The 21,710-nt window shown below is 50.5% G+C and carries 17 protein-coding genes; 2 read left to right on the top strand and 15 right to left on the bottom strand.

The genetic code is table 11. The annotated features are described in order from the left end of the window. Nucleotides 1-17: 17 nt before the first annotated feature. Nucleotides 18-1,832: a sialate O-acetylesterase gene (locus ACQ4MZ_RS14095; RefSeq protein ID WP_430845712.1), complete on the top strand. Its 1,815-nt coding sequence runs from the start codon at nt 18-20 to the stop codon at nt 1,830-1,832. Nucleotides 1,833-1,915: 83 nt separating this feature from the next. Here the strand turns inward: ACQ4MZ_RS14095 and purL are convergent, their stop codons facing one another. The 5 genes from purL to ACQ4MZ_RS14070 all read right to left on the bottom strand — a co-directional run bounded on the left by purL (nt 1,916) and on the right by ACQ4MZ_RS14070 (nt 7,210). Continuing rightward, nucleotides 1,916-5,581, bottom strand: a complete 3,666-nt coding sequence (gene purL / locus ACQ4MZ_RS14090; protein ID WP_430845711.1) for a phosphoribosylformylglycinamidine synthase — start codon at nt 5,579-5,581, stop codon at nt 1,916-1,918. Between the two features lie 127 nt (nt 5,582-5,708). Beyond that, a complete protein-coding gene (locus ACQ4MZ_RS14085) occupies nt 5,709-6,104 on the bottom strand; it encodes a type II toxin-antitoxin system VapC family toxin (RefSeq protein WP_430845710.1) in 396 nt (131 codons plus the stop codon). Beyond that, nucleotides 6,105-6,320, bottom strand: coding sequence for a hypothetical protein (locus ACQ4MZ_RS14080; RefSeq protein WP_430845709.1), 216 nt, complete (start codon nt 6,318-6,320; stop codon nt 6,105-6,107). A gap of 48 nt (nt 6,321-6,368) precedes the next feature. Beyond that, on the bottom strand, nt 6,369-6,854 hold the full coding sequence (locus ACQ4MZ_RS14075) for a DUF6644 family protein (RefSeq protein WP_430845708.1): 486 nt from the start codon (nt 6,852-6,854) through the stop codon (nt 6,369-6,371). Between the two features lie 2 nt (nt 6,855-6,856). Beyond that, nucleotides 6,857-7,210 (bottom strand): DUF6152 family protein, encoded by a 354-nt coding sequence (locus tag ACQ4MZ_RS14070; RefSeq protein ID WP_430845707.1) that lies wholly within the window; start codon nt 7,208-7,210, stop codon nt 6,857-6,859. Nucleotides 7,211-7,346: 136 nt separating this feature from the next. On the opposite strand from ACQ4MZ_RS14070, the gene ACQ4MZ_RS14065 reads away from it, so the two are divergent. Beyond that, the gene (locus tag ACQ4MZ_RS14065; RefSeq protein ID WP_430845706.1) at nt 7,347-7,904 is read left to right on the top strand and encodes a DUF4468 domain-containing protein; all 558 of its coding nucleotides are present in this window, start codon (nt 7,347-7,349) and stop codon (nt 7,902-7,904) included. Between the two features lie 10 nt (nt 7,905-7,914). Here the strand turns inward: ACQ4MZ_RS14065 and ACQ4MZ_RS14060 are convergent, their stop codons facing one another. The 10 genes from ACQ4MZ_RS14060 to ACQ4MZ_RS14015 all read right to left on the bottom strand — a co-directional run bounded on the left by ACQ4MZ_RS14060 (nt 7,915) and on the right by ACQ4MZ_RS14015 (nt 21,551). Then, nucleotides 7,915-8,742: an SGNH/GDSL hydrolase family protein gene (locus ACQ4MZ_RS14060; protein ID WP_430845705.1), complete on the bottom strand. Its 828-nt coding sequence runs from the start codon at nt 8,740-8,742 to the stop codon at nt 7,915-7,917. Between the two features lie 645 nt (nt 8,743-9,387). Beyond that, nucleotides 9,388-9,804 (bottom strand): hypothetical protein, encoded by a 417-nt coding sequence (locus ACQ4MZ_RS14055; RefSeq protein ID WP_430845704.1) that lies wholly within the window; start codon nt 9,802-9,804, stop codon nt 9,388-9,390. A 382-nt stretch (nt 9,805-10,186) separates the two neighbouring features. After that, nucleotides 10,187-10,378, bottom strand: coding sequence for a hypothetical protein (locus tag ACQ4MZ_RS14050; protein WP_106595025.1), 192 nt, complete (start codon nt 10,376-10,378; stop codon nt 10,187-10,189). Between the two features lie 137 nt (nt 10,379-10,515). After that, nucleotides 10,516-10,863 carry a DUF488 domain-containing protein gene (locus ACQ4MZ_RS14045; RefSeq protein WP_430845703.1) on the bottom strand — a complete coding sequence of 116 codons (348 nt, stop codon included), beginning with the start codon at nt 10,861-10,863 and terminating at the stop codon, nt 10,516-10,518. Between the two features lie 128 nt (nt 10,864-10,991). Further along, entirely contained in the window at nt 10,992-11,897 is a 906-nt protein-coding gene (locus ACQ4MZ_RS14040; RefSeq protein WP_430845702.1) for a helix-turn-helix domain-containing protein, read from the bottom strand. A gap of 27 nt (nt 11,898-11,924) precedes the next feature. After that, on the bottom strand, nt 11,925-12,734 hold the full coding sequence (locus ACQ4MZ_RS14035; RefSeq protein ID WP_430845701.1) for an SDR family oxidoreductase: 810 nt from the start codon (nt 12,732-12,734) through the stop codon (nt 11,925-11,927). An 83-nt stretch (nt 12,735-12,817) separates the two neighbouring features. Further along, entirely contained in the window at nt 12,818-15,280 is a 2,463-nt protein-coding gene (locus ACQ4MZ_RS14030) for a TIM-barrel domain-containing protein (RefSeq protein WP_430845700.1), read from the bottom strand. Between the two features lie 200 nt (nt 15,281-15,480). Further along, a complete protein-coding gene (locus ACQ4MZ_RS14025; RefSeq protein WP_430845699.1) occupies nt 15,481-16,650 on the bottom strand; it encodes a glycan-binding surface protein in 1,170 nt (389 codons plus the stop codon). An 18-nt stretch (nt 16,651-16,668) separates the two neighbouring features. Then, nucleotides 16,669-18,294: a RagB/SusD family nutrient uptake outer membrane protein gene (locus ACQ4MZ_RS14020; protein ID WP_430845698.1), complete on the bottom strand. Its 1,626-nt coding sequence runs from the start codon at nt 18,292-18,294 to the stop codon at nt 16,669-16,671. A 38-nt stretch (nt 18,295-18,332) separates the two neighbouring features. Beyond that, nucleotides 18,333-21,551, bottom strand: a complete 3,219-nt coding sequence (locus tag ACQ4MZ_RS14015; protein ID WP_430845697.1) for a SusC/RagA family TonB-linked outer membrane protein — start codon at nt 21,549-21,551, stop codon at nt 18,333-18,335. Nucleotides 21,552-21,710: the final 159 nt, after the last annotated feature.

Raw genomic sequence — 21,710 nt, 5'->3', positions numbered from 1 at the left:
CATCAACCAACATAGAAATGAAAACACTTTTCATGTGGATATGCGTATTCACCTGCTTCATCTCCCATATTTGCGATGCGCAAATAGTATCGTTATCTTATCCGGTCAATAACAGTGTAATCCAACGTAACACCCTTAACACCGCAACTGTAACTGTCGCAGGTCAACTTATTTACGGCGACCTTACTGTTACAGTCAGTTACAGATTCCGTCCCGTAAGCGCGACCGGTGTTCCGGGGGTACCCGGCCCGGCAACCAATCTTAGCCTCGCACCCAACGGCATGTTTTATGCGCTGCCAGTATTAAGTAAGGGCTGGTACTTGTGTGAAATCCTCGTGAACGGCGTTGTCTATACCGCTAACAAATTTGGTGTGGGCGACGTATTTATCATCGCCGGACAATCCAACGCCCAAGGTGTTAAAGATGAGCAATATAAGCTACCTGCCGGCTCGGGTATACCTGAATGGGTCGTAGGAGCGTCCGAAGACAAAACTTGTACTAAAAAACTACCCGAATCGTTCACCAACATGTTTCCGCTGAACACTGCTGATGATGCGAAGCGGCATGGCCCTTTGGGGCCGACAGGAAATAGTATATGGGCTTACGGAGTTCTCGGCAAGCTAATTTCCGACGCTAATGGAGGAATGCCGGTGGCATTCTTCAACGCGGCTACGGGAGGATCAAGTGTAACCGAATGGAAGCAGGGCGCCGATGGCGTCGAAGCAAAACATCCCTACACAGGAGCACAAGTTTGTTTGGGTCACAATGGAGGCTCCGTGATTCCAAAAGACTATTACGGCCAGCCATACACGGCGCTGAAAACCGCTTTGAATTACTACGGATCGCTGTATGGTGTCCGCGCTGTACTCTGGCACCAAGGCGAAGCTGATGCAGACGCAAATGTAGACCCGGTTTACAAAGCAAGCAGTGCCGCCGACTATCAGGCAAAACTGCAAGCGGTGATTGCCAAATCCCGATCTGATTTTGCGGCGCCTAACCTCACGTGGTACATTTGCAAAGCAACTATCAGCAAGTTTGGACCCATTAACGCGACGATTAGAACAGGACAAGGCAATACGCCAACTGGCTCCACGGTTCTTCCAGGCGCAGAAACAGACTATGTGAGTGGAAGTGCGGGAGCTACAACTGTAAGCGATGGTGGCGACGAATATCGTAAAGACAGCACCCATTTTTATGAAGGCACGGGACAAATTAAAGGCCTTACTTGGCTCGCTGGCAAATGGGCTGCGACCATTGGTGCTCTCAGCAATCCCGTTGCCGCCAGTTACGTCCCGCTGCTTATGTATTCCAAGAATAACGATTGGCGAACGCTTACCGCTCCTTCCGGAGGCGTTCAGTATCATTGGAATTCCACCCACATCAACAACCAGGGTGTCGCTGGCGGAACGTCCAGCGCGTATACCACCGATCAAAATTGGTTTGGTATGAAATGTTACATGAAAGATGCAATCGGGAACTGGCACGTTTCTGCTTCGATAAATATTGGACAATACTTAAACCAACGAAAAGGAGCGGATCTTACCGAGGCATCAACCGAACAACCCGGCTTCGAATTGAACGCCTACCCCAACCCATTCACGCAAAGCTTCACCGTAGCATTTGATGTGCCGGACGATAATAGTTATGTCAAACTAGAAATAATTAACCACCAGGGAACTGTTGTAAAGACTGTGCTGGATAATCCGCACGCGAAAGGCAGATGGCAGTATCCTGTGAAAGAGCTGCCTGACAACCCGGATGGACTGCTGTTTTGCAGGTTGAAGGTGAATGAAAGCTACACCATCAAAAAGTTGGCGCGTGTGCGCAACTAAACAAAAAGGCCCGTCACGATCGCTCGCGACGGGCCTCTATTTGAGAAGCGCCTTCCTCCCTTTTCCCTCTCCCTCCTAAAATATTATTTATTCCGCTCTTCAATCCACTTCCGTGCATTCACGAATGCTTCCATCCACGGCGAAACTTCATCTTTGCGCCCTTCCGGATAATGTGCCCAGTGCCACTGGAACAGCGAGCGCTCGATATGCGGCATGGTTACCAAATGCCGGCCGGTATTGTCGCACAAAATGGCTGTATTGTAATCCGAGCCGTTCGGGTTGGCAGGATAGGTCTCGTATCCATATTTAGAAACGATATTATACTCACTTTCAGCCAAGGGTAACTGGAAGCGGCCTTCCCCGTGCGATACCCACACGCCCAGCGTGCTACCCGCGAGCGACGAAAGCATTACCGAGTTATTGGGCTGAACGGTCATCGAAGTAAAAATACTCTCGTGCTTATGACTCGCATTGTGCAGCATTTTCGGCTTCTCTTGGTGATCCGGATTGATCAGACCAAGTTCAATAAAGAGCTGGCAACCGTTACAGATTCCGACTGAAAGCGTGTCCTCCCGTTTGAAGAAATTTTCAAGCGCGATTTTGGCTTTCTCATTATACAGGAATGCGCCTGCCCAACCTTTTGCCGATCCAAGAACGTCAGAGTTAGAGAAACCGCCCACGGCACCAATAAACTGGATATCTTCCAAAGTCTCACGGCCCGAAATGAGGTCAGTCATGTGAACATCTTTCACGTCGAAGCCAGCCAGGTACATGGCATTGGCAAGCTCGCGTTCGGAATTGCTTCCTTTTTCACGTAGTACTGCCGCTTTCGGACGCGGCTTCGAAGGGTCGATTACAGGCTTTTTGCCGTCGAACTGAGCCGGGAATTTGTAGCGCAGCACGTGGTGCTTATAGTTGTCAAAACGCTCTTTCGCCAGGCCGTTACCGGTTTGTTTCTGATCTAACAGATAAGAAGTTTTGAACCAAACATCGCGTAGATGGTCGATATCGAAGTCCCATTTGCCTGTGGCGTCTTTCACTGTCAGTGTAGAAGCCAGGTTCACGGTTCCGATTTTGTGAAATGCAATGCCGTTTTCCGCAAGTGCAGCTTCTGCCGATTCGTCAGCCTGGAATACGATACCGATATTTTCCGAGAACAGTTTCTCGATAATATCCTGATCGCCAAGCACCGACAAGTCAATGGAAGCACCCAGATCGCGGTCGGCGAAGCACATTTCGAGCAGAGTGGTGATCAGACCGCCGCTGCCTATATCGTGACCAGCCTGGATTTTACCGGCTTTGATCAACTGCTGGATTGCATTGAACGTCGCTTTGAATTGCGCCGCGTCCTGAATGTCCGGTGTTTCAGAACCGATCTTGTTCAGTATCTGGGCAAACGACGAGCCACCAAGTTTGAATTTGTCGCCCGAGAGGTTGATATAGTAAATAGAACCGCCCGATTTGCGCAATACCGGCTCTACAACGGCTGTAATGTCGTCGCAATGCCCGCCGGCCGAAATGATGACGGTACCCGGCGCGATCACATCGCCGTCTTTGTATTTCTGTTTCATCGACAGGGAGTCTTTTCCTGTCGGGATGTTGATACCGAGGCTGATCGCGAAATCAGAGCAAGCCTGTACTGCTTTGTACAAACGTGCATCCTCGCCTTCGTTTTTACAAGCCCACATCCAGTTGGCTGAGAGAGAAACCGTCGCCAGCCCGTCTTTCAATGGCGCCCAAACGATATTGGACAGCGCTTCTGCTACCGCGTTGCGGCTACCTGCTGCCGGATCGATCAATGCTGAAAGCGGCGCGTGGCCGATCGAAGTTGCGATACCATCCTTACCCTGGAAGTCGAGTGCCATTACGCCGACGTTGTTCAAAGGCAATTGCAGCGGTCCCGCAGTCTGCTGTTTGGCCACATGGCCACCTACGCAACGGTCAACCTTGTTGGTCAACCAGTCTTTCGAGGCAACAGCTTCGAGTTGCAGCATTTGTTCAAGGTACTCGTGCAGTTTAGCAGTGTCGTACTGAACCGCTTCGTAAGTACGCTCCACGGTTTTGTCGCGCATGTAAGTTTTCGGTGAGCTACCGAACATCTCATCCATCGCCAGGTCCATCGGCTTGGCACCGGTGGTTGACGATTCGAATGTGAAACGGTGATCGCCCGTCACCTCTCCCACCGTGTACATCGGCGCGCGTTCGCGGTCAGCGATGCGCTGGAGGAAATCGATATCGTCCTGGCTGATCACGAGCCCCATTCTTTCCTGGGATTCGTTACCAATGATTTCTTTGGCAGAAAGTGTAGGGTCGCCTACCGGCAGCTTGTCGAGGTCGATCTTACCGCCTGTTTCTTCCACCAGCTCGGACAAGCAGTTCAAATGCCCGCCCGCACCGTGGTCGTGGATGGAAACAATGGTATTGTTGCCGCTTTCTACCATTCCGCGCACGGCATTGGCTACGCGTTTCTGCATTTCAGGATTGGAACGCTGGATTGCATTCAATTCAATACCTGAACCAAACGCGCCGGTATCCGCAGACGAGACAGCTGCGCCGCCCATCCCGATCCGGTAGTTTTCACCACCCATTACCACCACCTTGTCGCCGGTGGCAGGCGTATGTTTTTTGGCCTGATCGGCTTTTCCATAACCAATACCACCGGCCTGCATGATTACTTTGTCGTAACCCAGCTTGCGGCCGTCTTCTTCGTGTTCGAATGTCAACACAGAACCGACGATCAGCGGCTGACCGAATTTGTTGCCAAAATCAGTAGCGCCATTGGATGCCTTGATCAAAATATCCATCGGCGTCTGATACAGCCATTGACGCTCTTCAACGCCTTTTTCCCACGGCCTGTTTTCTTCCAATCGTGAAAGCGCGGTCATGTACACAGCCGTACCCGCGAGCGGGATCGCGCCCTGGCCGCCTGCGAGGCGGTCGCGGATTTCGCCACCTGAGCCTGTTGCAGCACCATTGAATGGCTCCACCGTGGTCGGGAAGTTGTGTGTTTCCGCTTTCAATGAGAGTACGGACTCAAAGTCCTTGATTTCGTAGTACTCGGGCACATCCGGACGTTTCGGTGCAAACTGCTGCACCACAGGACCTTTCAGGAACGCTACGTTGTCTTTATAGGCCGAAACGATCGAGTTCGGGTTCGTTTCGGAAGTCTTGCGAATCAGTTTGAAGAGCGATACCGGCTGTTCCTGACCGTCGATCACGAATACGCCATTGAATATCTTGTGGCGGCAGTGCTCGGAGTTCACTTGCGAGAAACCAAACACCTCGGAGTCAGTCAATTTGCGACCCAGCTTCTCGGCGAGACCGTTGAGGTAATCAACCTCCTCATCGCTCAATGCCAACCCCTCTTGTTTGTTATAGGCACCAATATCGTCGATTTCCTGAATGGGCTCAGGTTTGATATTGATCGTGTAAATATCCTGGTTCAATTCGCTGTATTTCTGCGAAAGCATCGGATCGAAATCCGTGAAATCGGCGCTTACTTTCTTGAATTCCTCGATGCGTACAATGCCTTCCAGGCCCATATTCTGGGTGATTTCGACGGCATTGGTACTCCACGGCGTGATCATAGCAGCGCGCGGCCCGACGAAAAAATCTGTGAGAACGGTCTCCTTGCGGAGTTCTGCGCCGCCGAACAGCCAGCTTAATTTAGAGGAATCGGAGGCAGTGAGCGTTCGCTCGGTTTGTAGTGCAAAGACGGTTTCGTCCCCGCCAGTGAAGAAGTAAATCATGATGTCCAATTAAGGCGCAAAGGTACGATAAAAATCGCCGAAGGCCATAGGAAGAATGAAAATTGGTGTTGCATTATGGTAACAGCAGCGGCAAGGTGTGTCGTTCCCGGTGAGACACAATTTTCAGTCACCAAATGATAGACACGAAGTCACGGTAGCTTTTGAATTTGGGGGCTTTGCTGATTAGCTCAGCACCTTCACTAATGCTGGTGGCAAGGATTAAACGGTCGAAGGGGTCGCGATGATCCGGAAGGTCCGGAAGTAATTGATATGCGGCCAAATGAGAATTTAAAATAGGGACAATTTCAATCCGGGCGTTTTCGACATCTTCCAGAAAGCCTGACAAGGATTTTCGCAACGCGAGTTTGCCAATTTTTAGTTTAATAGCAATCTCAAATAAACTCGCGGAGCTCACCACAACTTTGTTTCTGGGGTTTTCAATGATTTCCCTGGCTTTGAACGACATTTGGGTATGCCCCTCGATGAACCAGAGTAAAGTGTGTGTGTCCAGCAAAAATTTCATCTACATATATTCTTTCAAATCATCTAACGGTTCGTCAAAATCCGGCGCCAGTTCAATTGTTCCTTTTCCTATACCGAATGGACGCTTAACCGGCGCCGCCACAGCAGCGTCAGCTTCTTCGAAAATAACCTTCACTTTCGGTTTTACGGCTACGTCCGGTTTGTGATCTAAAGTCACTTTTCCGTTTTCGTAAATACCTTCGATTATCGTATGCATAACTGGGTCAATTTGCCTAACCAAATATATAAAATTGAACGGATTTACTCAATATGCCAGCAACCTCCCGCAAGCCACCACCGCCACCCATACAATAATCGAAACACCTCCGCAAACCCGTGCCGCATACGGAAGCTCTCCATGTGCACCATGGCGCTTGAACGGCTTGTAGATAACCCGGTGAAATACAAACACATTCAGCGCGGCAACTGCGATCAAACCGACTTTTGTCCAGAAAACCGGATCGACTCCCAGCGCTTGTGCATTGGTCAGGAACAACAAAATTCCCGAGGGAATAATTAAAACCAATCCGCGCTGCGACCAGGGAAGCAAGTGCTTTGAAAGTGCAGTAACAGGCATATTACGCGAAAAACCCAGCAGGCGCAGATCAAAAAGGAACGCTGCGCCTACCAGGAGTACAATACCCAAAATATGAACTATTTCAAGGGCCGGATACAGCCATAGCGATTGGCGAATGCCTACGGCCCACGCCGATTTTTCCAGCCATTCGAGCCATTGATGATACGACGGCACGCCTAACGAAGCTCGTACTTGTCCTTACCCACAAAAATGCGTTCAGCGCGCATTTCGTTTTTTTCGGTTTTATGCGGATAGGCCACAAACCGAATTGTCGTACCCTTTTTAATCATATCCGCATTCAACCCGCGCGACTCCATTCGGGTCACCGGCGCGAGATACACGGTGGTAAGCTCTTTATTATACATGACTTTGGCGAGCACGTGCGGGTTTTCGTAGGTAAGGTCCTCGATTTTGGCTTTAAAATCTGTCGGCTTGGTCTGGTCATAATCGGCCCAACCGTGGTGCAACACAGTGAACGAAGCGCAAATAAGCAGCGCAATTGCAAACGAAACGTTTTTAAAACTAGCCATAACCTGTTGAGTTTAGTGTAGTTAAAAGTAACCAAATCATTGCATTTTAAAAAACCGGTCCAAATAGGAAGTCGCTGAACGGACCGCGAAAATGTTTTCCGTTATATTTGCCCATTCACCAATCCAACATTTTGTCTTGAAACACCTGCTTCTTTTCGCGATGCTCCTTGCAGCCACCCACACTTTCGCACAGGACGGCCGGTTGCCGCTCGACTCCAAAAACAACATCAGCTACACCGATTCGGGACTGCCTCAATACAGCAAGGCCCAACTTCATCAAAAAATCAGGGACTGGGTGGAAAGGCGATTCGGCAATGCGGAGAATGCCATTACCAGCGACGACACTCAGGCAGGCATCATACTCATTACCAGCTATATACCAGTAATCCACTCCGATTATCAGTACATACGGTTTGACCTCGGCGTTCAATACAAAGACAGCCAGTACGACGCACGCATTACTACGCTGGATGGAGTATCTGCCGAACACAGCCCGGTCAGATTGACCGCCAAAGAGAACGACAATATCATCGCCAAAGAGCAGATCGTCAAAACGGAAAGCAACCGCAAAAAACGTAAAGAGGCCGAAACAGCGCTTCAAATAGCAAAAGCGGATAATGACGGCATCAACACCTCGCTGTATAACTTATTGGCTGACCTCAAATCCCATATTACCCAGCCAAAATCAGAATAACCCAAGGGCATTATTTCAACCCTTTCCACTTCTTGATCAGCATTTCAGCAATCACCTCATACCCTTTATCGGACGGGTGCAGGCCGTCGTAGGTCATATCGATGGATTGCTCAGGATAGGGATACTCGTCCGTTTCCGGATTGAATGGCACGTCGATATAATCAGGGTACTTGAAATCTTTATAGGCGCCGCTTTGCGGGTCTTTCAGGCGCTTGAAACGGACCATGTTGTCCAGATTGATGCCGCTGTTATGATACAGATCCACAACGGGTACCTTTTCCTTCTTCCCTATTTCCACAACCGCATTCGCAAACTGCTCCAAAGTCTGACCATTCTTAGGTTTGTACGATCCGAACGCATTGTTTTTATAGCTGTTAATATACACGAAGTCTCCCCGTTGCATGGGCGTGATCAGGATAATCTTTGCCTTCTTATTAAGGTGCTTCAATTTATCGGTAATGACCCTGAACGCACCATAAACCGTTCCGCTCCCCTTTCCCTGCTCGTAATCTGCGATCGTGCCGAGCGGCTTCCCCTGCCACCAATCGTTCGTTCCCAGAAAAACCGTGTAAACGTCTGCCTCGACAAGTCCCAGTGACTCGATTTTGTCAGCAATGTTCACAGATGTCCACCCGTTGTGACCCTGGTTGACATAAGTAACCTGTGGAAATTTCTCTGAAATCAACGTCAGGTAGCCCTTTGTGACGCGATTCCCGGTTTCGTTCTGGTGGTCATTCAGGTAAGTAATCGAATCGCCAATAGCCACCCAGGTGATTTTGCGTGGTTTGGAAGCCGCAAAGATGATTGTAAGCGCAAGCAGAAGCAGAAATCTTTTCATCAGTTTCAAGCGATTGGAATTTTCCTAAAAGTTAAGTCAAGCATTCAGACGTTGCAAATTTGCCGACCATCCCTCGAAAAAACCCTGCTCCATTTCTCAGTCATTGTGGCATAATTCCCGAAAGGCGGTCAAATTTAATTCAGGATAACTAAATTTATTCTACACAAATGAGACACCAATTTAGAATCTGGTTTTTTCCAATAAAAAGTATCCGTCAAAGTTCAATTAATTTAATTAGTTACAAATCAGCCAATTAAAAAATACTATTCTTGTAGAACTCTATTTATAATTGAGTCACCAACCGACACATGCAAATCACAAGATTCAAATCTGGCCCTAGTAAAACATCGAGTTATCGAATTTGCTTTTAATAATGTGTAGCATTAATATTACAACATCTTGCAAGGTGTGGGACAGCCGAAAACCACTAGAAACGAGTAGGCAACAAAAACACTAACCTCATCAATATCATGGTAGGAATTGGACTTTCTCTTACTCAGCTTCTTTTGTGGCTTGATTCTATTCTTCCTAATGTTTCTGTTATCCTTACCTGGTAATAGACTACGACATTAAAAAGCAACTAGGCCGTACTCCTCAGGAGACGGCCTAGTTGCTTTTGATACGATAACAAAAATGCTTCCGCGCTCAGGCAAAAAAGCTTGGACGCTGCAGATATTCCGGATGCCAGCTCGCGTCACGGCGGCGCAATGCACGCGCAATGGTCAGGATAGCCTCTTCGCGTTCACGTTGATGCTTATCTGAACCCCGGGCTGCGAGGTACTCCCCTACGATCTCCCATTCAAACGAATCGGTGCGTGAGTCGTAAATCCCCACAGGAACACGGTTTTCATCCGTCAGCATCAGGCTTTGCACCAACTGTGCTTCTTCTTGTGTCGGGCAGCCAATGTGCTGGTACTGCTCATTTAAAGTATATATGACCGAGTACCGGTTTTCCGAATAACCTTCTTCTTTTAGTGGTGCGCGGTCTGTGAAAAACTGACCCAGGAATGCCCGGAAACCTACCGGCGCATTTTTGCTTTTACTCTTTTTTACTTGTTTCATGGTATTGAATTTTACTGAATGCCTTCAAGGCAATATTTTCAGGAGGTTTTTAGTCATCTATTAATACGCCCCTCAATAATGGTAAAGTACTAAACAATATCAATCAGTCACATTACATCATCAGAACAATATTTTACATTACCGATACTAACTATTATTGTTTATCAATAGTTTACAAATTTAAAAATTCCCTCTCTATTTGCGCAAAATTCTTCATATTGGCATTTTAACTTATTGAAATAATCCTATTCAATACCCTTCCCAATTGATCTGTCGCTGCGATTGGCGCAAAAAAAATCGCCGACGGGCTATGCTTTCCCGCCAGCGATCGATCACTGTTTGGTACAGGTTGATGTTGCATACAGTGACGCAGCTTTCCGGCTTATGCCTCCTGCATATATGCTTCTTCGATGAGCCTTTTAATATCCTCTTCGCATTCCTTCACACGAAGGGAAATACTGGTAGCCAGCCAGATCGTGGATCCATGGCTATATCCCATATAGTACAGGATCTTCTCCACACTTACGTTCAGGCTTTCGTCGAATTCGCCGGTAACTTTAATGAATGGCATCATGGTCTGAGGATTTTTGATTTACTTAAATATAATCAATTTACTTTGATTATACCTATTTTTTACCAAATAATTCCTATAAAATTTTCATCTGAACGCAGCATGGTATAGGGTAATATCGGGACGTTGAGTTGAATGAATCAGGCTTTTTCCAGCAGTTCTTTCAAGACCAGCGCCTGATTGCGGTCTTCTGTTTTCGCGGCAAAAAGCAGGGTAACTACTTTATGATCTGCAACGGTCTCGCGCAATGCAGTTAGCGCGTCGGAATCTTTCAGTTCTGCCCTGTAACGGGCACTGAACTCGTCCCATTCGTCCATATGCGCGTGAAACCACGTTCGCAGCTCGTTGGACGGCGCTACTTCCTTCATCCAGCGGTCAATACCGGCCGCTTCCTTTGTGAGACCGCGCGGCCACAGGCGATCTACCAGTATACGGTAGCCATCGGTGTCCGCAGCGGGTTCGTAAATGCGTTTTGTTTTGATTGTCATCGGCTTTCGATTAAAGGTATCACAACCCTCTAAAGTTAGCCATGTCTGCCGGTTCCCGGCCATTGTTGAAGCTCTATTTTTATCCGGACTTCATTTTCCGCCGGATTTGCAGCATTTCACGCCATTAGTCAGTTCAGGTTCCTGAATGCGCTGGGCGATTTGCCCGTTTTGGTTTTAAAGATTTTGGTAAAATGGGAAGGATGCTCAAAACCGAGGTCATAGGCTATTTCGCTGATCGACTGTTCGGTCCCCCACAAAAGCGATTTTGCTTTGTCGATCATCCGCAAATGAATATGCTCCTGGGTAGTTTTGCCCGTAAAGCGGTTGAGCAGATCAGACAAGTAATTCGGCGAAAGGTTCAGCTCAGAAGCGAAGTACTTAACATTGGGCAAGCCCGTCTCGATCAACGTGTCCCTGGCAAAATAATCGTTCAACAGTCGTTCAAAATGCTGCACGAGGTCGTTGCTCACCTTTGCACGGGTGTAAAACTGGCGGTCGTAGAACCGGTCGCAGTAATTGAGAAGCAGCTCAATATTGCCGGTAATGAGCCGCAGCGTGTGCTTGTCGATATTCTGGGAATATTCCCGCTCGATCTTGTCCACGCAGTCGCGGATAAGCTGCTTTTCGTCCTCGGAAATGTGCAATGCTTCATTAACATCGTAGTTAAAAAACGAGTATTGGTGTATCTTTTTTCCAAGTTCGGTGGCATTGAGCAAATCGGGGTGGATAAAAAGCGCCCAACCCTCCTCGACGCCCGTTTCCTCAATGCTGCCCGTTATGACCTGCCAGGGCGCGGTGAACATCAGAGAGCCCTCACTGAAATCGTAATGCCCTTTCCCATACTTTAGAACTCCATGAATGCGCTTGCAGGAGATCGTGTAAAACCCAAACCGGAAGGCCGTCAGCGCGCGCGGGCATTGCGCGTAAAACCGGGTGTTATCGATCAGGCTGATCAACGGGTGTCTGGGCCTGGGAGCGCCAACATAATCGTGCAAGCCGCTGATGGTTTCGATATCAAGGTACTGGCTGGTCATAAACGGAAAAACAGCTGAGTGTTAATGCTAAATATGGCTGGCAATCAGGTTTTTGATCGCAAGGTCGTCCATTTCTTTCCGGGCCTGGAGCAGCTGCACTGCGTCGGCGCCAACCGGGTAACGCAACTGCTGTGAACCGTCGCTGGCCGCTTCGAAAATAGCCTCGGCCACTTCCCATACGCGTTCGGACATCGGCCAGTTATCGACCTGTCCGGCAAAAGCGTCGTAGGCAGGCATATAATCCAACAGATCGCCCGCACCAAAAGTTGCCAGCGACCGGCCTGCAAAATCGGTTTTATAACCGCCCGGCTCCACGATTTTCACCTGAATGCCCAGCGGTTCGAGTTCGTATTGCAGCGACTCAGACAGTCCCTCCACCGCATATTTGGTAGCATGATATAATGTAGAGAACGGAAAAGCGATGCGGCCGCCCATCGAGGCCACGTTGATGATCACCCCGCTCCTGTTGCTACGCATATACGGCAACACCGCTTTGATCACCTCGATCACACCAAACACATTCACATCGAATTGCTGCCGTACCACCTCCGCCGGAGCCGCTTCCAGCACGCCCAGCGAGCCAAATCCTGCATTATTCACCAGGGCATCAATGCTGCCGAAGCGCGAAATACCTTCTTCGACTGCCTTTTGTATACTTTCGACGTCTGTCACGTCGAGGCGCACCAGCGCCACACGGTCAAGCGCGCGCAGTTCCGTTTCTTTTTCCGGCGAACGCATCGAAGCGATTACATTCCATCCGTTTTTATGAAATAACCGTACGGCATCCTTTCCAAATCCCGAAGAAGCGCCTGTAATCAAAACTGTCTTTGTCATCATTTTGGTTTGTTTAATTGATGGATGCAAAGTTGGCGGGTACAGGGCCGGCCGGCTTATAGATTTCTATGCAAGTCTTATACTTTTCAACGGACCGCCCATTTGATTTTCCCTTCGAACGGATCGCTATTGACCACATATTTGCTACCCTTTTTGGTGAGAACAAGCTCCTTTACCCGCTCCTGCCCGGGCAAAAAAAGCTGCACTTTGGCCCTAGCGCCGCCCCCGTAACGCACCAATGTAATGCGCGACCAGTCAATATCCCCCGTCGACTGCGCAACCCCCACATGCGGAAGCACTGCTCCCTCACGCACCATAATTACCACATCCAAATCCCCGGCTGCGATTTCGTGCCAGCCGCTTGCGTAAGTTTTACCGGTCTGGTAATCGGTCCAATGCCCTTGCGGCAGATATACGCTGCGCGTTTTGCCGTTTTCAAAAAGCGGTGCAACGAGTAGGTCCGAGCCCAGCATGTACGCATTATCCACCAGCCACGCTCCGGCGTCGTCCGGGAACTCGACGAGCAGTGCCCGCACCATCGGCAAACCTCTCTCCGATGCGAGTTTCGATTGGGTATAAATGTAGGGCATGAGCTTGTACTTCATCTCTACGGCTTTTCTGAAATAGTTTTGAAAGTCCTCGCCATATTCCCACGGCTCCTTGGGCGCTTGCCCGTGCGTACGGCTGTGCGATGCGAGCAGTCCCATCGGTAGCCAGCGGCGATAAAGATCTTCCGGTGTTTTCATGGTAAACCCGCCGATATCGTGGCTCCAAAACGTAAAACCGGAGAGTCCAAGTGACAGACCACCGCGCAGCTGCGCTTCCATGCCTTTGTTGGTCGTTTCGGCGTCGCCTCCCCAATGGATCGGGTAGCGCTGGCTACCTGCCCACGTGCTGCGTGCCCATATGATATTGTCACCGGTCATTTTACGGGTCAATTCGGAGACGATCTTGTTATATCTCAGCGGATAGAGATTATGCTCATAAAAACCGGTTCGTCCCGACGCGTAAATGCCTGATAGCGGCGCTGCCTCTCCAAAATCGACCTTAATGGCCGAAACACCGAGTTTGAGTAACCCGGCTATTTTACCCTCATACCATTGAACTGTATTCGGGTTCGAAAAATCAAGTACTGCGTCCTCATAAGGCAACGTTCCGTTGGCATTTTTTACGGCTAAACCGTTCGCTACGATCTCGGGGTAAAGGTCGTTCTTAGGCACAAAATAAGGTAGCTGCCATAGCGAGGTACGAAACCCCTGTTTTTTCAGGTCAGCGATCATCCCTTCCGGATCCTTGAATCGGCTCGGTGCGAACCGGTAATCGCAACGCCAGTCGGTTTCAAACCAGCCGGTATCGAAATGGATCACGTCGGATGGAATGCGGTTTTGGCGAAGTTTGGCGGCTACATTCCGGCCATCCTGCTCGGAGAAATACGTAATGCGGCTCATCCACAGCCCGAACGACCACAAAGGCGGCATCGAAGCCTTGCCGGTAAGGTCGGTGTAGGCATCCAGAATGTCTTTGGGCTGCCCAAGGAATACAAACAAATCGAGGTTTTCGTCCCCGATCTGCATCGCATTCGACTCCCCGTAAGTAGCCCCGAAATCGCAGGTAATGGGCGATGTGGTGTGCATGAACATACCATAACCGCGTGAGCTCAGGTAAAATGGAATGGGTTTGTACATGGTCTGCGTTTCGACGCCGTTCGGATCGTGGGTCCAGAGCACCAGTTTCTGCCCGTTTTTGTCCAGACGGGTGAATGACTCGCCGCAGCCGAATATCTTCTCGTCAGGCGAAATGGAAAACACCGCTGCCACACTGCGCGAATAGTCGGACGCCCTGCGGACAAACGAAAAAGGCAACGTAGGTGTGTAGGAAGCCTTGCCATCGGCCTGGCTGCGGGTTTGGGTCAAAACCTTGCCATGGGTATCGCGGATAAGGATCTTCCAGGGGTTTTCATAAATCGTCACCGACCCGTAAGTGCCGGTGTATTGATGCCCGCCGCTAACCTTACTGTACTTCCATGAAGCGTCCTTCGCGGGCTCGCCTGTGAGCATGAGCGATGGGCCCGACGCAGGCCCCTGCGCACCCGTGTTGGCACGTATCCGTACTGTACGCGGGGAGGTGAATTCGATGAAAAATGGCAGAACAGGATCCTGGGCGTATTCAATGGACGGGAACTCGTTGCTGAATGAGCGCTTGTAGCTCAGCATCGAGTTATTGAAGTTGTGGGCCGAAAACGGTTCATTTCTTTTCCATTTGATCTTCCCCGCACCCGTGGTAGGATCAAATGCCGCGAGGCTGTCAGCGAAGAAAATGGTGTTGGAAAAATCCCGGAAATCGCCGCTGATATCGACCGGCTCGTTGACCAGTTTGCTATGCTGGGCATTGGTATAGAAACTGGTGAGCAGCGATAGCAGAAGGCTGTAAGCTATAAGCTGTAAGCCGTAGGCTATGTGCTTTAAGCTATAAGCCTGAGGCGTTGAGCTGTTAGCAATGTATTGTAAGCGGTAAGGGGACCTGCGAACTGGATTCTTTAAGTGGTACATGGAGTGCTTTTCAAAGATGATACCCGGCATCAGCGGGTGATAAATTTCCTGGCAGCCGACTGCCCGGCAGGGCCGCCAGGAGCCTGATCAGGAAAAAAATGGCGGCATTCGGAAGATTTGTCCGGCCACCGGCGGGCAACCCGGCAATAGCATTGCGAGCACCCAACCGATGGCGGATAATGCGTTTTTCGGCGTATTACCTATTTTTTCACAATCCTGAAATTGTCTACGCTGCCATTGAAGGAGGCGATGGCCACGTCAGGCGTGTTGAACAGCACTTTCAGGTCAGTGATTTTGGAGACGTCGGCAATCGTAGAGCCCGAAGCATTCTTGAATTCGGAAAGCTCGATGACCGCCGTTTTCCATCCGTTGGTCTGGTAACCTGCCGAAGCATATTCAGTAGAGTTCCAGGGCTGGAATGCGTACACATACTCGCTGCCGCCGGCGGTAATGGTAATGTCGTATTTACCTGCCTTCCAGGGCTCCGCAATGTTATGTTCAAACTTGAATTGCCTGCTTGCAGCGTCACCCGCCGCTAGCTTGAAATCGAAAGTACAGGTCGAAAATACCCAGCCGTCGTTGTAGCCGGCAGCGGGCAATTTGGTTTGCTTGATCCTGGAAAACTTCCCCGAAATGGCCTGCGCATCGGTTGCGGCAATGATCGGCGCACCGCCCCAGCATACTTCCGCATTCCAGGTAGTAGCAGGCACATCAAAATTCACCATATTTCCGGTGACGGCGTCGTTCATTTTAAAGCTCGTTTTAGCAGTACCAAACTCTCCTTCGACGGTAATGATGTCTACCGCCGCCGTAGCGGGCATTTTGGCCGTGATTTGCTTCACAGTCGAGCTCACCACCTGCAAGCTGGTACTGCCCAGTTTCACCGATTTGATATTATAAAAGTAATCCCCGTTGATCACCACCGTCCCATTGGCCTTCACAAACTCGGAATACAAGCCCGAAATGACCGGTACCGGCGCGGTCAGCACAAAATCGTAGGTAGCTTCGCCCCCTTTGGTCACGACTTTAATTTTGTTGGGCACCCCGGCGTCCACGGCTTTGGTAGGCGCATTAGCAGGAATGGTAATAATGATATTTGAGTTGCTGCCCAGTGCCGAGTTGAAGCTCGCTTCAAAATCATTGAAATATACTTTCAGCACGCTGCCCAGGTTCTGCCCCTGGATCACGATCAGGCTACCCGGCTCAGCAGCGGTCAGCGAACTGTCGGCTTTCGTAGGGTCAAGCAGCCGCACATTGCTGATAGCCGGCGCGCCGTCGATATCATCGTCATTACAGCTCTGGAACGATAGCAGCATTCCTACCGACAGCAGCAGTCCCAGCCCTGTTTTGCATATATTTTTGAAATTCATTGTGATCACGGATTTGGATTAGTCAACTAATTTGCTGAAATCAAAAGCAACCGGCTCGTTCTTCAGCGAAGGCGCATTCACGATCTCGCTTTCAGGGAATGGCAGGTACAGCGTGGCGTCGGTCAGCGGATAATACTCGGCCGGCGAGTAAGTCACATTGTATTTTTTGGGATTGATAGAGCCCGCTATGTAGGTCATCGTGTAGCTTTCCTTGTGCTGTGCGGCCGTATAGGCTATGGCTTTGGCAGGATTGAAATAGTACCAGCGTACAATCTCGTTCCACGAATTCCCCTCGAACACCGTTTCGATCCTTCTTTCCCGGAAAATATCCTCGAAAGTCACCGAGGTTTTAGCGGGCATACCGGCACGTTTACGCACGGCATTGAAGTACTCCAATGCTTTCGGATCGGAAGTGGTGGCGCTGTTACCGAGTACGGCGTCGGCGTAGATCAGGTATACTTCCGCAAGGCGCAGCATGTAGGAATTGATATTTGCAGCCATGAAGCCCCCAAGTCCGCCATTGTCCGCCGGAGAACCGATAATGTACTTTTTAATAGCCGACAATGCACCGGGACGGTTGTATTTCAGCCCGCCGGTCGCCTTTTTAATATTAGGATAAACATCGGTATCGAACATCGCGATCGCCTTTCTGCGCAACGAATCCGCCGGGTTTTCAGTAAAATACTTCACCAGGTCGGCCGACAGCCCCTGTGCTGCTCCCCAGCCGTCGCCTTGGTCGGTAATGCTTGCGTCATAGGCAAAATACGCCTGGAATGAGTTGTTCACACCCCAAGGGCTGCTCACAGGCATCCATTGCAGGGAGAAAAGGCTCTCGGGATTGTTCTTCGACGCATTGTGGTTGGCGCTCTCGAACAGCTCCGCATACGTAGGTGCGAGCGCGAGACCGCTTTTCGTGATCACGCTTTCGGCATAGTATTTGGCGCTATCCAGGTCCGACTGTTTGCGGGTACCGTTCTGGTTCAGGCCAGAGCGCATGAGGTACATGCGTGCGAGCATTCCCTCAGCCGAATATTTGGTGAGCCGGCCCTGCACGGTCGTTACCGGCAGGTTTTCGGCAGCAAAGCGGTAATCATTGATAATAAGTTTCCACACATCCTCGATCCGGTTGCGAACGGGCGGCGTGTTGAGCTGCGCCACATTGTCGTACACAATGGGAACCGCTCCCCAAGAGCTCACCAGGTAATAATAGGCCGTAGCGCGCATGAAACGGCATTCGCCCAGGCCTTGCGCTTTCACGGCCGCTGATGCGGTACTGCCCTGGGCTTCTTTGATCGCCTTATAGGCGTTGTTGGCCTGCGCGATGATTTTGTAAAACGACTTGTAGCCCGGCAAAAGCGTATTCACGTCAGTCGACGGAATGGCGTGCTTGATATAAGCCGTGCGGTCGTTGGAATTCAGGTTACCGGCGCGGGCTTCCTGGAATGCCATACTGGCCTTGTCGTTGAAATCGAACCAGACGATATTGTAGAGCGGCCCTGTTCCTGCCAGGATCTCATCATCGGTTTTGTAAAAGTTACCCGAGGTCATCGCGTCCAGCGGCGGATGGTTGAGGAATTCCTCGCCGCATCCCTGCAAGAGCATCATCGCTCCGATTGCCGCTATGAATCTGTATTTGAATTGCATATGAATATCTTTTTTAAATAAATGTTGGAGCTGACGGCTTAGAAATCAGCCAGCAAACCGAATGAATACATGCGTACCGACGGGTAACGGCCCGTATCGATGCCGGCCATCACAGTACCGCCGTAGTTTACCATCCCGATTTCCGGGTCATAACCCTTGTACTTGGTGATCGTGAAAAGGTTCTGCGCCCCTACCGATGCCCGCAAGCCTCGGATGAAGAAGTCTTTCAGCATTGATTTCGGGAAATTGTAGCTGATCGTGATATTTTTCAGGCGTACGTAGGTGCCGTCCTCGATGAAGTTGGTATTCATGCGGTTGTTGGCGTTGGGGTCACCTGGCGCGATGCGCGGGATCGTATAGCCCGGGTTGGTGAGTGTCACCGTTTCTGCATCGGCTGCATTGTAGCTGCTTGGTTTGGCGTAATTAGCCACCGATTTCCACTGGTTGCCGAACACGCCGCCGTTGCCGGGTATTTCGGCCCGGTAGCGCGGGTAATTGAGAATCTCGTTTTTGAAGCTTCCGGTCAAAAATGCATTCAGCTCGAAATTCTTATAGGTCACATTGTTGTTGAAACCGAGGGTAAATTTCGGCCACGGGTTACCAATCACCGTGCGGTCTTCGGCATCGATCACACCATCGCCGTTCAGGTCGCGGAACTTGGTGTCCCCTGCCCAGCTGCCCGTCGCCGGGTTGATCGTCAACTGGCCGTTCGAAGTCTGGATCGCGTGATTTTTAATATCGTTGGCGTCCTGGAAAAGGCCGTCGGCGATGTAGCCGGTGATCATGCTGGCAGGCTGTCCTACCTCCGTTTTGAAACCTACTGAAGTGGCATTCCAGCTTGGTGTGATCGGGTTCAGCAGTGAAGTCACCTTGTTACGGTCGAACGAAAGGTTAACCCCCATTTTCCAGTAAAAACCACCTTTATCGATATTGACAGTATTCAGCGTAAAGCCGATACCGCGGTTTTTCATCGAACCTGCATTCACCGCAGGCCAGCTCAGGTAACCCGGCGAGTAAGCGATATCACCGCCGTAGGTGAAAGGATAAGAGTTAACCGTAATAAGGCTGGTAATGTTCTTGATGTACGCATCCACGATCAGCTCCACGCGGTTGCCGAACATGTGCAAATCGAGCCCGCCGTTGATCACGTCGTCCTTTTCCCAGGTCAGGAACTGGTTGGCGAAATTGGAGGCCAGGAAGCCGGTTCCCCATCCGGTAGGCACAGTTTGCAAGGTCGAATAGATCGCATTGCCTCCGCTGCCCTGGTTACCCGAGCGTCCTACCTCGAAACGCAGTTTCAAATCGTTGATTTCCTTCACATTTTTCAGAAAAGGCTCCTCCGACACACGCCATGCCACCGATACGGCCGGGAAATTTCCCCAGCGGCGGCCTTCGCGGAAGGAAGAAGAACCGTCCCTCCGGTAAGTTCCCTGCAAGAAATAGCGTTCGTTGAAGCTGTAATTCACCCGGGCAAAATACGACTCACGCGAGCCGCCGCCCTTGCCGCTGCCATTGCTCACGTTGGAGATCACGGATGCGTCACCGCCCGAAAGCTCTTCAATGGTATTGGAAATAAACTTCTTACGCGTACCGGTAAGCGACTCGTACGCGTTCTCCTGCGCCTCGTGACCTGCCATCAGATTAATGCCGTGGCGGCCGAGTTTTAAATCATAGGTTAATCGGCTATGCAAACTCCACCAGGTATTGGTATTCACCGAGCGGGTCGATGTGGCTGCATCCTGCGAGACCACATAACCACCGATGGTATACGACGGGTGGAATGAATAGTATTTCAAAAATTCGGCGCTGCCGTTCGCTTCGGTGTGCCAGGTAAGGTTTTTGGCCAGTTTCACATCTGCAAAAAGGCTTCCCAAAATCGACGTCCGGCGGTTGTAATCGTTGTAGATCTTCGAGATCATGACCGGGTTGGTAAACTGGAACTGCGTGGAAGTTGGCCCGCCCCAGCTGCCGTCGGGGTTGGTAACCGGCACGCTCGGGTTCTGGTCCAGGGCCAGCTGGATAATGCCCCCGTTGTTGGTATTCACTTTCTCTTCGGTGATACCCACACTCATATTCGCACCGATTTTCAGCCAGCTGCGCGTCTGGTTTTCAAGGTTCAAACGGCTATTGTAGCGTTTGAAACCCGAACCTTCTACAATCCCTTTCTGGTTGAAATATTCTCCGGACAAATAGTAGGTCGATTTTTCGGTACCACCGCTGAGGCCCAGCGAGTATTTTTGAAGGGTTGTCGGGCGGAAAAGCGCGCTTTGCCAGTCGGTACCATTGCCCAGCACCGACGGATCGGCAAACTGCGGCTCGCTCGCCGTGCTGCCCACCGCCGCAGCTTCGTTTCTGAACTGCGCATATTCCCGCAGATTCATCACATCGATATGCTTAGGTTCCGCCTGAACGGTCACCAGTGAATTGAACGTGATCTTCGCCTCTCCCGCCTTGCCGCGCTTGGTGGTGATCATGACCACCCCGTTGGCACCTACAGCACCGTAAATGGCGGTAGCCGAAGGACCCTGCAACACGTTGATCGTCTCGATATCGTCGGGGTTAATGCTCGAAAGGATGTTCGAAAATCCGGTAGGACGATTGTTGGGGTCGTCCTTCATGTTATCAGGCTTGATCTGCACACCATCAATCACATATAGTGGCTGCGTGGTACCTGTGAGCGAGCTCAGACCGCGGATCAATACCGACGGCGCCGCACCCGGCTGGCCGGAGTTTTGCTGCACCAGTACGTTCGCCGCACGGCCCTGCAAGCCCTGTTCGAGCGAAGTATTGATCGTTTTGCTCAAATCCTTACCCGAAACGGTCACCTGTGAGCTGGAAACGTCTGTCTTTTTCATCTCGCCGTATCCTACTACCACGACTTCGTCCAGGGCGGAAATGCTTTCTTTCAGTTTAACGTCGATTTTGGTTTTGTTTCCGATGGCCACCTCCTGCGTCTCATACCCGATGAAGGAGAATACGAGCGTACCGCCCGATGCCGCTTCAATCGAAAACACCCCATTGGTATTCGTGGTCGTACCGTTGGACGTGCCCTTCACCACGACGCTCACGCCGGGGATCGCATCACCTTGTTCCAGGGCAACGACTGTCCCGGTAATGACTCTTTTAGCCTCCGACTGCGCCAATGCGCCGACGGCCGTACCCATGATCCCGAGTGATAGAAGGAGAGGTCGCAGCAACCCGGCCAGAAAGCGCAAACGCCGCTTTGCCAGCCTTGTTTCGTACAAATTTTGTTGCATGTTGTTTTGTTTTAAAAGTGACTATTGCTTCATCCGATTTAGACATTTCCGATATCCCGGGGTTGCGCACCGGACAATGGGACAAATCGAATGAATAGTTGGACAAATGTGTCTCTTAAAACCATGCAGCAAGGGATCCAAATGTTTACAAATAGGGCA

It is taken from the genome of Dyadobacter sp. BHUBP1, from assembly GCF_050587785.1.
Classification (GTDB): domain Bacteria; phylum Bacteroidota; class Bacteroidia; order Cytophagales; family Spirosomataceae; genus Dyadobacter.
Note: the sequence above shows the minus strand (reverse complement) of the source record. Positions and strands in the feature narration are given on the sequence as shown.